This is a genomic window from Ensifer sp. BR816, assembly GCF_000378985.1.
Classification (GTDB): domain Bacteria; phylum Pseudomonadota; class Alphaproteobacteria; order Rhizobiales; family Rhizobiaceae; genus Sinorhizobium.
This window is the reverse complement of record NZ_KB905370.1, coordinates 3,211,142-3,223,986: the sequence shown is the minus strand read 5'-3', so window position 1 is coordinate 3,223,986 and position 12,845 is coordinate 3,211,142. Positions and strand designations below refer to the sequence as shown.

Genomic DNA, 12,845 nt, shown 5'->3' with positions numbered 1-12,845 from the left:
GCACAAACATTCAGCTGGAGTCTCCTATGAGCCAGTCCAAAACCACGAGCATCATGGACGCTCGCATTCTCATACCCGCCATCGGCGATGCCTTCCGGAAACTCAATCCAAAGACGCTCGCCAGGAACCCGGTGATGTTCGTCGTCGCCGTCGTCTCTGCGCTGACCACCGTCCTGCTCGCCCGCGACCTGATCACCGGCGGAAACATCGGCTTCTCCTTCCAGATCGTCGTCTGGCTCTGGTTCACCGTGCTCTTCGCCAATTTTGCCGAAGCGGTGGCCGAGGGCCGCGGCAAGGCGCAGGCCGAATCGCTGCGCCGCACGCGCACGGAAACCCAGGCGAAGCTCCTGAAGGGCGACGATATCAGGAACGTCAAGATCGTCCCCGGAACGAGCCTGAAGGTCGGCGATGTTGTGCTCGTCGAGGCGGGTGACATCATCCCCTCTGACGGCGAAGTCATCGAAGGCGTCGCCTCGGTCAACGAGGCGGCCATCACTGGCGAATCCGCGCCGGTCATCCGCGAATCGGGCGGTGACCGCTCCGCTGTCACCGGCGGCACGCAGGTGCTCTCCGACTGGATCCGCGTTCGCATCACCGCGGCGGCTGGCTCGACCTTCATCGACCGCATGATCGCTCTCGTCGAAGGCGCCGAGCGGCAGAAGACACCCAACGAGATCGCCCTCAACATTCTTCTGGCCGGCATGACGCTGATCTTTGTTCTGGCGACGGCGACGATCCCGAGCTTTGCCACCTATGCCGGCGGGTACATCCCGGTTCTCATCCTCGTCGCGCTCTTCGTCACGCTGATCCCGACGACGATCGGTGCGCTTCTGTCCGCGATCGGCATTGCCGGCATGGACCGGCTCGTGCGCTTCAACGTGCTTGCCATGTCCGGCCGTGCCGTCGAGGCCGCGGGCGACGTCGATACGCTGCTGCTCGACAAGACCGGCACGATCACGCTCGGCAATCGCCAGGCCACCGAATTCAAGCCGGTTCGTGGCGTCACCGACCAGGAACTGGCAGACGCCGCACAACTGGCTTCGCTCGCCGACGAGACGCCGGAGGGCCGCTCCATCGTCGTGCTCGCCAAGGAGAAATACGGTATCCGCGCCCGCGACATGGGAAGCCTGCATGCCCACTTCGTGCCGTTCACGGCACAAAGCCGGATGAGCGGCGTCGATTTCGACGGCTCAAGCATCCGCAAGGGGGCGGTCGACGCCGTTCTTCGGCATGTCGACCAAACCACGGTCGCGAGCACCGACGGCACGGCGAGCGTTATCGTGCGCGAGCCGCAGACGGCCCGCGATATTCAGGCCATCGCCGACGAGATCGCCAAGGCGGGCGGCACGCCGCTTGCCGTCGTCAAGGACGGCCGGCTGCTCGGCGTCGTCCATCTCAAGGACATCGTCAAAGGCGGCATCAAGGAACGCTTTGCCGAATTGCGCCGCATGGGCATCCGCACCGTGATGATCACCGGCGACAATCCGATGACGGCCGCGGCGATCGCGGCGGAAGCGGGCGTCGACGACTTCCTCGCCCAGGCGACGCCGGAAAACAAGCTCAGCCTCATCCGCGAGGAGCAGGCGAAAGGCAAGCTCGTCGCGATGTGCGGCGACGGGACGAACGACGCGCCGGCGCTCGCCCAGGCGGATGTCGGCGTGGCGATGAACACCGGCACGGTGGCGGCCCGCGAAGCCGGTAACATGGTCGACCTCGATTCCGACCCGACGAAGCTCATCGAGATCGTCGAGATCGGTAAGCAGCTGTTGATGACGCGCGGCGCGCTGACGACCTTCTCGATCGCCAACGACGTCGCCAAGTACTTCGCCATCATCCCGGCGATGTTCCTGGCGTTCTACCCGCAACTCGGTGCCCTGAACATCATGGGGCTCAAGACGCCCGAGAGCGCCATTCTCTCGGCGATCATCTTCAACGCGCTCATCATCGTCGCGTTGATACCGCTTTCGCTGAAGGGCGTGAAATATCGGCCGATCGGCGCAGGCGCGCTGCTGTCGCGCAACCTCTTGGTCTACGGCCTCGGCGGCATCATCGTTCCCTTCATCGGCATCAAAGTCATCGACGTCGTCATCACGACGCTCGGCCTCGCATAAGGATCGCTCCCATGTGGAAGCAAGTAAGACCCGCGATCGTCATGATCATCGCACTCACCGTATTGACCGGACTGGTCTACCCCCTCGGAATGACCGGCATCGCCCAGGCCCTCTTCCCGCACGAAGCAAACGGAAGCCTCATCGAGAAGGACGGAAAGGTGATCGGCTCCGAACTGATCGGCCAAGCCTTCACCGGCGACCAGTATTTTCACGGTCGGCCCTCCGCTGCGGGCGACGGCTACAACGCCGCCGGCTCCAGCGGATCCAACCTCGGCCCGACCAACGCGAAGCTGATCGACCGCATCAAGGCCGACGCCGAGGCGCTCAAGGCGGAAAACCCGGCGGCTCCAGTGCCGATGGATCTGGTGACGACGTCAGGCAGTGGCCTCGATCCGCATATTTCGCCTGAAGCGGCCTATTTCCAGGTGCCCCGTGTCGCCAAGGCGCGCGGTCTCGAGGAGGCCGCGGTCAAGGCGCTGGTCGACGGCCATATCGAGGCGAGGGAGCTTGGCTTCATGGGCGAGCCGACGGTCAATGTTCTGGCATTGAACCTTGCGCTTGACGGCGCTGCTGCCCAATAAAGAAATGGGCTGGGGTCGATACGGCCCCAGCCTTTGACCGCTACGGTGCCGCGCGTCTTATTAGACGCGCAAAGATCGCCGTAGACTTTGAAATGCTGCATGTTTTTACCTCGATCGGCTGTGATTCAAGGAAACATGGTGGGGAAGTGCGAATGCCTGACGAAAGACGCGACGTCGATGCAAGGCCTTCGCCCGACGCTCTGCTCGAGAATGCCGAACGCGAGGCGCGCGGACGCCTGAAGATCTTTCTGGGCGCGGCGCCGGGCGTGGGCAAGACCTACGAGATGCTTCTTTCGGGCCGGGCGCGCAAATCCGAGGGCGTCGACATCGTCATTGGCATTGTCGAGACCCATGGCCGCCAGGAGACCCAGGCGCTCGTGGAGGGCTTCGAGGTCGTTGCCCGCCGCAAGGTCGAATACAAGGGCCGCGTTCTCGATGAGATGGACCTCGACGCCATCCTGGCGCGGCGCCCGCAACTGGTCCTCGTCGACGAACTGGCGCACACCAATGTCGACGGCAGCCGCCACTCGAAGCGCTATCTCGACGTGGAGGAAATCCTCGCCCAGGGGATCGATGTCTATTCGACGCTGAATGTGCAGCATATCGAAAGCCTCAACGACATCGTCGCGCAGATTACCCGGATCCGGGTGCGGGAGACAGTGCCCGACTCGATCATCGACCGCGCCGGCGACGTCGAGATCATCGATCTCACCCCGGAAGATCTCATCAAGCGCCTGCATGAGGGAAAGGTCTATCTGCCGACGACCGCAAAGCGGGCGATAGCGAACTACTTCTCCCCCGGCAATCTGACGGCGCTTCGCGAACTGGCGCTGCGTCGCACCGCCGAGCGTGTCGACGACCAGCTCCTGAGCCATATGCAGGCGCACGCGATCCCGGGTCCCTGGGCGGCGGGCGACCGCGTGCTCGTCTGCATCGAGCATGACCAGCGCGGCGCGGCGCTCGTCCGTTACGCGAAGCGGCAGGCGGACCGGCTGCGGGCACCCTGGACCGCGATCCACGTCGAGACCTCCCGATCCGTCAACCTGCCCGACGCCGACAAGGACCGGCTGGCGTCGCACCTGCGGCTCGCCGAGCAACTGGGCGGCGAGGCCATGACGATTCCGGGGCAGAGCGTGGCGCGGGACATTCTTCGGCACGCCGCCGCCCACAATTTCACGCATGTGGTGACCGGAAAGCCGAACAAGCCGCGCTGGCGGGAACTGATCGAAGGATCGGTATCGCATGACCTGATCCGGCATGCCGGCGATATCAGCGTGCACGTGGTGTCCGGCGCGGACCGCACCCCGACAGCCTCGAGGGGCTTCAAGACCGCGCCGCCCCCGGGAAAGTTCAAGTTCCAGCCCTATATTCTCAGCACGCTTTATATTTCGATTGCGCTCGCGTTCGGTGCGCTTCTCGACCAATTTCTGGACGTCCGCAATCTGGCGCTCGTATTTCTGATCGCGGTTCTCACCTCGGCGGTGACGGCTGGCTTGAGGCCGGCGCTCTATGCCTGTGTCGTCAGCGCGCTGGCCTTCAACTTCTTCTTTCTGGAGCCGCGCTACACGCTGACGATCCGGGATCCCGAAGGCGTGCTGGCGCTGGCCTTTTTCCTGGTGGTCGCGGTGACGGCGAGCAACCTGACGGCGCGGGTGCAGCGCCAGGCGGCTGCGGCACGGCAGCGCGCCAGGACGACCGAGGATCTCTATCTCTTCTCCAAGAAGCTCGCGAGCACCGGAACGCTCGATGACGTGCTGTGGGCGACCGCGCATCAGGTCGCGTCCATGCTCAAGGTTCGCGTGGTGATTCTTCTGCCCGAGGACGATACGATTGCGGTCAAGGCAGGCTATCCGCCCGATGATACGCTGGTCGACGCGGACATCGCCGCGGCGCGTTGGGCATGGGAAAATGACCGGCCGGCGGGTCGCGGCGCCGACACGCTGCCGGGTGCCAAGCGTCTTTACCTGCCGCTGAGGACCGGGCGCACGGCCATCGGCGTCGTCGGCCTCGACAATGACAGGCAGGGACCACTTCTGACACCGGAACAGCAACGGCTGTTCGATGCCCTGGCGGACCAGGCGGCACTTGCGATCGAGCGCGTGCAATTGGTCGCCGACGTCGACCGGGCGCTGCTCGCCGCCGAAGCGGACAGGCTTCGTTCCGCCCTCCTGACGTCCATCTCCCACGACCTCAAGACACCGTTGGCCGCCATCATGGGCGCGGCCGGTACGTTGCGCGACTATTCCGGCTCGATGCCGGAAGACGACCGCGCCGACCTGCTTTCGACGGTCGTGGACGAGTCCGAGCGGCTCAACCGCTTCATCGCCAATCTGCTCGACATGACGAGGATCGAGTCCGGCGCGACGGAGCCAAACACCTCCTTCCATGACGTCGGCGATGTCGTCGGCACGGCGCTCCGCCGGGCCGGCAAGATGCTGGCGCGACACAGGACGGCGATCGATATCCCCCTCGATCTGCCGATGCTGAACCTCGACCCCGTCCTTTTCGAACAAGTGCTGTTCAACCTGCTCGACAATGCGGCCAAATATGCCCCGCCGGGCTCGACCATACGGATTCGCGCCTGGGTCGAGGATAGCGCCGTCACGCTTCAGGTCATGGACGAAGGTCCCGGTATCCCGAGCGGTGATCTCGAGCGCGTCTTCGACAGCTTCTATCGCGTCCGCAAGGGTGATCACGTGCGCGCTGGCACCGGCCTCGGTCTTTCGATTTGCCGGGGCTTTATCGTGGCGATGGGCGGAACGATTTCGGCGGGAAACAGGACCGATCGGTCGGGAGCGGTCTTTACCATCACGATGCCGATCCCGACCGGATCGCCTAATGTGGAAGAGCTGACATGACAGTCTCAAACGTGAAAATACTCGTCGTGGACGACGAACCGGCGATCCGGAAACTGCTCAGAGTCGGGTTGACGAGCGAAGGCTATGCGGTGCTCGAAGCCATCAATGCCAGGGATGCGATGACCCAGCTTGCCGAAGGGCAGCCGGATCTGATCCTTCTCGACCTTGGCCTGCCGGACATGGCCGGCCACGATCTTCTGGCGAAATGGCGCAGCGACGAACTGGAGCTGCCGATCGTCGTGCTTTCCAGCCGGACGGACGAAACCGGCATCGTCAAGGCGCTCGAAATCGGTGCAGACGACTATGTCACCAAGCCGTTCGGGATGAAGGAACTCGCCGCGCGCATCCGCGTCGCGCTTCGGCACAGGCTGCAGCAGCAGGGCGAGCGGCCGATCTTCAAGACCGGCGACCTTTCCGTCGACCTGGTGAAGCGGATCGTCCGGGTGGCGGACAAGGAGGTCAAGCTGTCGCCCAAGGAATACGACATCCTGCGCATTCTCGTGCAGTACGCGGGCAAGGTCATCACGCATCAGCACCTCCTCAACCAGATCTGGGGAGGATCGACGGATGTCCAGTATCTGAGGGTCTATGTGCGCCAGCTTCGCCAGAAGATCGAGCGCATCCCTGACCAGCCCCAGTACATCACCACGGAAACAGGCGTCGGCTATCGTCTTCGCGAAGCGGAACAGAGTTGAGTCGTTCGGTCACAAACGTTCGGGACGCGATTACATCATGAAAATATCTGAAATTCTCACGCCGGAGCGCGTCGTCGTCGATCACGCCGCTGCGTCGAAAGTGCAGCTCCTTCATCGTTTCTCCGAAAGCGCAAGCAGGGCTCTCGGCATCGACGAGGCCGAGATATTCCGCGCGCTCAGCAACCGGGAGAAGCTTGGTTCTACGGGGATCGGCGAAGGAATTGCCATTCCGCACGCGCCCCTTCGCGGGCTTGCGGCTCCGTTCATCCTTTTCGTGCGCCTCAAGAAACCGATCGATTTCGAATCCATCGATGACGTTCCGGTGGATATCGTCTGCTTCCTGCTGACGCCGACGGAGGGCAGCGCCACGCACTTGAATGTCCTTGCGGCAATCGCAAGAAAGCTGCGCTCGCCCGAAACCCTGAGATCGATACGCGCGGCATCGGAGCCGGAGGAAGTCTATCTTGCGCTCCTGGACGACGGGGACGCGGCTTCTACGGGATGAAGCGATGCCTGTCTTCCGCTTTCGGTACGAAACAGGCCGTGCTCCGCCCAGCGAGCCGGTACCGGTTGCGGGCGACGACGCGATAGAGTGCGTCCGCCCACTTTTGCGGAACGAGAAGGAGCAGGCGGCAGATCGACCAGGGAAAGCCGATGCCGGCCACGAACCGAATCGAGGCTGCCGAACGAAGATAGGCCCGACCGTCCTCGAGAAACAGATTTGTCTCGTAATCACGGTCGTCCAACCCGTAGTGCCGAAAGAGCGCGCTACCGACTTCCGACTGCGCCGCCGCAAACCGATATTTCGCGCCTCTGTCGTGCTTCAACGCGAACTTGACCCAGCCGGAACAAAAAACACATTCAGCGTCGAAAATGAAAATGGGGCGATCGTCCGGAAGGGGCGGTACCGCCGGGTCCGTCTTGTAGCTGTAGCGGTTCATCGCGCGACGTTCCGTGATTCTCGCTTCCAGCCTGTATCACGGCTGAGACTTCTTGCCACGCCTTGACCGTTGACGTTCCCGGGGTGCGAGGCGGACCGGAATTCCAGCGTCAGCGCATCACTTTCACTTCGGCCTCTGTTGCTTTATGACGACCCGGCGGAAGCGAGGGGTAGGACATGAGAAAACTGGTTGCTGGCAAACTTCACGGCATCTGCGTGACCGAGGCCAACCTCAACTACCATGGCTCGATCACCTTGGATCCGGATCACTGCGAGGCAGCAGGGATCCTGCCGATGGAGTTCGTCGAGATCTGGAACAAGAACTCCGGCGCGCGCATCTCTACCTACGTCATTCTCGGAGAACGCGGCTCGCGCTGCTGTATCCTCAACGGCGCGGCCGCCCGGACCTGCCAGCCCGGCGATCAGGTGATCATCTGCAATTCGGTCTATCTCGACGAGAGCCGCATCACCGAATTGAAGCCGAAGATCCTGACCTTCGACGAAAACAACCATATCCGCGATCGTCTGACCTACTCGGTCGAGTTCGATCAGCGCGGCCAATACACGTTCAGCATTCTCGATGAAGAGGACAGGCGGCAGCCGATCCCGCTCCCCGTCGCCGGCACATAGCCTCGTCAAGGGCTTCGCAGCCAGCCATGCCTGTAGTGGCGGGGGCCGCGGCCGCAGAAACGGCAGCGGGAAGCCGGGTCAATGTGCGACGTGCGAAGCGGCCGACATCAATTCTCCGCGGTTCAGGGCCTGGCACACGTTGCGGCCGTCCGCCTCGACTTCCGTGAAGCTCCAGCGCACCACGCCATCGCGGTCGAGCAGGAAGTGGCCGACAAGCTGCAGACGGTCGGCTAACTTAATCTGCTGATCGGCTTCCGTAATTTCATACGGATCCTTCTCGCTGAGAAGGTCGCCGGCTGCGGCCGGGTTCATCGGCTCGGGCAATTCGCCCGGCAAATCGACTCGCATTGCCATGATCGCATCCATCCCAACCTTGGACGGCCAGTCGGTCTCGTTCTCGGTGAACTCGACGATGGGCAGGCCGAAGGCACGGTGCGAAGTCCGCGCCGGATCGGAGGCAGCAAGAAGATCGGCGATCGGATGGTAGCGGAAGTAGAGACGCGCCCGTTCGACCGGGGTGTTGACCACCGCCAGGGATTGGATGCCTTTCTCGCGCAGCGCCGGGTTGAGCTGTGCCATCGCTGCGACATGGCGGCGGCAGAACGGACAGTGCAGGCCCCGATACAGACCGACGAGCAACGGGCTCCGGCCGCGAAAGTCATCGAGGGCGATCTTGCCCTCCCGTGAGATCGCGTCGAATACGATGTTCGGGGCCCGATCGCCCGGTTGCAACGGATTGTTGGCAGGATGCGTAGACATCGGACAACCTCCTCGCCTGAAGGAATGGCGGAGAAAGGCTGTACGGCAGCTGTTTCGAGGTTGCTGAGCAGGGTCCGACCTCTCGCATGACCGTACAGCCAGGATCCCGTCTCACAATGGCCTCACATCGGTCCACGATCAAGCGTTAAACAGCCAGCGGTCATCCGTGACGAGAGCGACCAGCGGAACATTCCCGAACTGCCGTGGTTATCAGCCCACCCAAGCGAGGACATGCCACAATGGTCAATCTGCCGGGAAATCGCGGAAGCTGCTGGGTGGATGGCGCCGGCCCGACGGGCTATTCGCTGCTCGAGGGCTCCATCCATGCCGAAACGGTCGTCGTAGGGGGCGGGATCGTTGGGCTCACCACGGCGCTTCGCCTTCGCGAAGCCGGACGGTCCGTGATCCTGGTCGAAGGGTTGCAGATCGGCGGGCAGGTGACGGGCGGGTCGACAGCCAAGATCACGACGCAACACGCGTTGATCTATCGCCAGCTCATCGATCGCTGCGGGTTGGCGACGGCGCGCAGCTATGCCGAAGCGAATTCGGCCGGGGCCGCGCAGATCAAGGACTGGATTCGGGAATACGCAATCGATTGCGACCTCGAACGCAAGGCTGCCTATAGCTATGCGACAAGCGCGAATGGGCGCGAAGATATCGTGGCCGAGGCAGAGGCGGCGCGTCAGGTCGGGTTTGAGGCACGGGTGCTCGACCGCGCGCCGCTGCCCTTCGAGACCACGGGCGCACTTTGTTTTGCCGACCAGGCGCAGTTCAATCCCGCGAAATATCTCGTCGGGTTGGCACGTGCCGTGGCGGACCGGGGCGGTCGCGTCTTCGAACGCAGCCGTGCGATACTGGTAGACGAGGCGAGCCGCTGGCGGGTCGTCACCGCGGGCGGGACAGTTCACGCGGAACATGTCGTCGTTGCGACCAACATTACCGTCAAGAGTCCGGTCGGCATGGCGAACCGGACGCAGCCGCGATGCCATACCGCGTTGGCTTTCCGTGTCGACGATCCGCGCGTGATCGATGGCATGTTCATCGGCATAGACGATCCGACGCACTCGATCAGGACGGGGCGGGATGGCACGGGCCCGCTGCTCGTGGTGTTGGGCCCGAAATTCGACACCGGCCAGGATGGGAACGTCGCGGCACGCTTCGTCGCGTTGGAGGATTGGGCGCGCAACAATCTGCCCGTCGGGGATGTCGCCTGGCGCTGGTGCAATGAGGACTACGACACCACGGACCGGATACCCTATGTCGGCGAACCCGATCCCGAGAAGGCTCCGGGCTTCCATATCGCCACCGGGTTCAATGCGTGGGGCATCAGCAACGGGACGGCGGCCGGCATCATGATCGCCGACGCGATCCTGGGTCTCGCCAGCCCCTGGCGAAACCTCTATGACCCGACTCGGCCTTACCCCAAGGAATTTCACAAGAATGGCGATAGCCAATCTATCGTCCGCAGCACGGACGACATTGGACCCGGGGAAGGCGGGGTCATAGTGAGAGGCGACCACAAGACCGCGGTCTGGCGGGATGGTGACGGGACCTTGCATGCTGTTTCCGCGTCCTGCACCCACAAAGGCTGCACGGTTACCTGGAACAATGCCGATTGCACTTGGGATTGCCCTTGCCACGGCTCCATTTTCGCCGCCGATGGATCGGTGATCCACGGTCCGGCCCGCAAGCCGCTTGCTCCGGCGGAACTGTAGCGATCCTTGTGCAGCGCGCCTCATCGCACGGCCACCGCCGCAGGGTGGAGTTGCGGCTGCTTGGACCGGAAAAGCTTCAATAGCTTTCGCTTATCGCGACAATCGGAAATTCCAACTTAAACTAATGGTGCGGCTTGGGTATGGTGCCTGAGATGCAGCCCCGGTCACCCATCCGTGCAGCGGCGCAGCTTTGACATCGGCCTACCCGGAACGACCGACGCCCCAAGTCTTACGGCTTGACGGCCGACGTGCTCTGGATGGCCCAAGAGAGTTTACAATGGAGAGAGTTATGGATTCAAAGGTCGATAGTGCGGGCAAGTGTCCGGTGGTGCACACCCACACGGCCCATGGCGGGAGATCGAACCGGGACTGGTGGCCGAACCAGTTGAACCTGAAGATCCTCCATCAGAACTCGTCCCTGTCCAACCCGATGGGCAAGGCGTTCAACTATGCCGAGGAGTTCAAGAAGCTCGACCTGGAGGCACTGAAGAAGGATCTCCTCGCGCTGATGACCGACTCGCAGGAGTGGTGGCCGGCGGACTTCGGCCACTACGGCCCGCTTTTCATCCGCATGGCCTGGCACAGCGCCGGCACCTACCGCACCGGCGACGGCCGCGGTGGCGCAGGGGCGGGTCAGCAGCGCTTCGCGCCGCTCAACAGCTGGCCAGATAACGTCAATCTCGACAAGGCGCGCCGGCTGCTCTGGCCGATCAAGCAGAAATACGGCAACAGCATCTCCTGGGCCGACCTGATGATCCTCACCGGCAACGTTGCGCTCGAGTCGATGGGCTTCAAGACCTTCGGCTTTGCCGGCGGCCGCCCGGATGTCTGGGAGCCAGAGGAAGACGTCTATTGGGGCGCCGAGGATACCTGGCTTGCCGACAAGCGCTACACGGGCGAGCGCGACCTCGCAAAGCCGCTCGCCGCCGTGCAGATGGGCCTGATCTACGTCAATCCGGAAGGACCGAACGGTAACCCGGATCCGCTGGCGGCTGCTCGGGATATCCGCGAGACCTTCGCACGCATGGCGATGAACGACGAGGAAACCGTCGCGCTCATCGCCGGCGGCCACACCTTCGGCAAGACCCACGGCGCCGGCGACGCCTCGCATGTCGGCATCGAGCCCGAAGGGGCGGACATCGCGGAGCAGGGCCTCGGCTGGACCAGCAGCTTTGGAACGGGCAAAGGCGGCGACACGATCGGCAGCGGCCTGGAAGTCACCTGGACGAGCACGCCGACGAAGTGGAGCAACAACTTCTTCTGGAACCTGTTCGGCTACGAATGGGAACTGACGAAAAGCCCGGCAGGCGCACATCAGTGGACGCCGAAAAACGGCATGGGCGCCGGCACGGTTCCGGATGCGCATGACAAGTCCAAGCGCCACGCGCCGGCCATGCTCACCACCGACCTTGCCCTCCGGTTCGACCCGGCCTACGAAAAGATCGCGCGGCGCTTCTTCGAAAATCCGGATCAGTTCGCAGATGCCTTCGCGCGCGCCTGGTTCAAGCTGACCCACCGCGACATGGGGCCGCGGGTGCGCTATCTCGGCCCGGAGGTTCCTTCCGAGGAACTGATCTGGCAGGATCCGGTCCCGGCCGTCGATCACCCACTGGTCGACGCACCGGATATCGCCGATCTCAAGGACAAGATCCTCGCCTCCGGACTGTCGATCTCCCAGCTGGTCTCGACCGCATGGGCGTCGGCATCGACCTTCCGCGGCTCCGACAAGCGCGGCGGCGCGAACGGTGCACGTATTCGCCTTGCCCCGCAGAAGGATTGGGAGGTCAACCAGCCGGCCCAGCTCGCAGCCGTGCTCGAAACGCTCGAAGGCATCCGGAAGACGTTCAACGAAGCTCAGTCCGACGGCAAGAAGGTGTCGCTCGCCGACCTGATCGTCCTCGGCGGCGCGGCAGCCATCGAGAAGGCGGCAAAGAACGCCGGTCACGAGATCCAGGTCCCGTTTGCACCCGGCCGCACCGACGCCACTGAGGAGCAGACCGATGTCGACTCCTTCGCCGTCCTGGAACCGATCTCCGACGGCTTCCGCAACTATCAGAAGGGCGATTATCTGATTTCGCCCGAGGAACTGCTGATCGACAGGGCGCAGCTTCTGACGCTGACCGCGCCGGAAATGACGGTTCTCGTCGGCGGTCTGCGCGTCTTGAACGCCAATGTGGATCAAGTCCAGCATGGCGTCTTCACGACGCGGCCCGAGACGCTCACCAACGACTTCTTCGTCAACCTCCTCGACATGGGCACGGCGTGGAAAGTCTCAGCGGATTCGAAGTACGTCTTCGAGGGCCGCGACCGCAATACCGACGAAATCAAGTGGACCGGTACCCGCGTCGATCTCGTCTTCGGTTCGAACTCACAGCTGCGGGCACTCGCCGAGGTCTATGGCCAAAGCGACTCGCAGGAAGCGTTCGTGCGCGACTTTGTGGCCGCCTGGACGAAGGTGATGAACGCGGATCGCTTCGATCTCGTCTGATCGGAGCGCAAAGACGCCCGGGCGCGGCTGGTCCCAGCCGCGCCCGAATTTGCCGACGGGACTCGCGT

10 protein-coding genes are annotated in these 12,845 nt (G+C 63.3%); 8 read left to right on the top strand and 2 right to left on the bottom strand.

All coding sequences use genetic code 11. The features are described from left to right. Positions 1-26: 26 nt before the first annotated feature. The 5 genes from kdpB (at position 27) to RHIBR816_RS0115355 (ending at position 6,750) form a co-directional block, all read left to right on the top strand. Positions 27-2,111 carry a potassium-transporting ATPase subunit KdpB gene (gene kdpB, locus RHIBR816_RS0115375; RefSeq protein WP_018237456.1) on the top strand — a complete coding sequence of 695 codons (2,085 nt, stop codon included), beginning with the start codon at positions 27-29 and terminating at the stop codon, positions 2,109-2,111. A gap of 11 nt (positions 2,112-2,122) precedes the next feature. Then, positions 2,123-2,692, top strand: a complete 570-nt coding sequence (gene kdpC, locus RHIBR816_RS0115370) for a potassium-transporting ATPase subunit KdpC (protein ID WP_026187031.1) — start codon at positions 2,123-2,125, stop codon at positions 2,690-2,692. Positions 2,693-2,844: 152 nt separating this feature from the next. Continuing rightward, positions 2,845-5,550 carry a sensor histidine kinase KdpD gene (locus RHIBR816_RS0115365; RefSeq protein ID WP_018237454.1) on the top strand — a complete coding sequence of 902 codons (2,706 nt, stop codon included), beginning with the start codon at positions 2,845-2,847 and terminating at the stop codon, positions 5,548-5,550. Further along, positions 5,547-6,245 carry a response regulator transcription factor gene (locus RHIBR816_RS0115360; protein WP_018237453.1) on the top strand — a complete coding sequence of 233 codons (699 nt, stop codon included), beginning with the start codon at positions 5,547-5,549 and terminating at the stop codon, positions 6,243-6,245. The genes RHIBR816_RS0115365 and RHIBR816_RS0115360 overlap by 4 nt, the downstream gene beginning before the upstream one ends. 37 nt (positions 6,246-6,282) lie before the next feature. Then, a complete protein-coding gene (locus RHIBR816_RS0115355; RefSeq protein WP_018237452.1) occupies positions 6,283-6,750 on the top strand; it encodes a PTS sugar transporter subunit IIA in 468 nt (155 codons plus the stop codon). Here the strand turns inward: RHIBR816_RS0115355 and RHIBR816_RS0115350 are convergent. Continuing rightward, entirely contained in the window at positions 6,740-7,186 is a 447-nt protein-coding gene (locus RHIBR816_RS0115350) for a thiol-disulfide oxidoreductase DCC family protein (RefSeq protein WP_018237451.1), read from the bottom strand. The two genes, RHIBR816_RS0115355 and RHIBR816_RS0115350, sit on opposite strands and share 11 nt — an antisense overlap. A 176-nt stretch (positions 7,187-7,362) precedes the next feature. On the opposite strand from RHIBR816_RS0115350, the gene panD reads away from it, so the two are divergent. Further along, a complete protein-coding gene (gene panD / locus RHIBR816_RS0115345) occupies positions 7,363-7,815 on the top strand; it encodes an aspartate 1-decarboxylase (protein WP_018237450.1) in 453 nt (150 codons plus the stop codon). Between the two features lie 78 nt (positions 7,816-7,893). Here the strand turns inward: panD and RHIBR816_RS0115340 are convergent, their stop codons facing one another. After that, on the bottom strand, positions 7,894-8,574 hold the full coding sequence (locus tag RHIBR816_RS0115340; protein ID WP_018237449.1) for a peroxiredoxin-like family protein: 681 nt from the start codon (positions 8,572-8,574) through the stop codon (positions 7,894-7,896). Between the two features lie 239 nt (positions 8,575-8,813). On the opposite strand from RHIBR816_RS0115340, the gene RHIBR816_RS0115335 reads away from it, so the two are divergent. Both RHIBR816_RS0115335 and katG read left to right on the top strand, forming a co-directional pair. Beyond that, positions 8,814-10,289 (top strand): FAD-dependent oxidoreductase, encoded by a 1,476-nt coding sequence (locus RHIBR816_RS0115335; RefSeq protein WP_018237448.1) that lies wholly within the window; start codon positions 8,814-8,816, stop codon positions 10,287-10,289. Positions 10,290-10,578: 289 nt separating this feature from the next. After that, the gene (katG, locus tag RHIBR816_RS0115330; RefSeq protein WP_018237447.1) at positions 10,579-12,777 is read left to right on the top strand and encodes a catalase/peroxidase HPI; all 2,199 of its coding nucleotides are present in this window, start codon (positions 10,579-10,581) and stop codon (positions 12,775-12,777) included. The last annotated feature ends 68 nt before the right edge of the window (positions 12,778-12,845 follow it).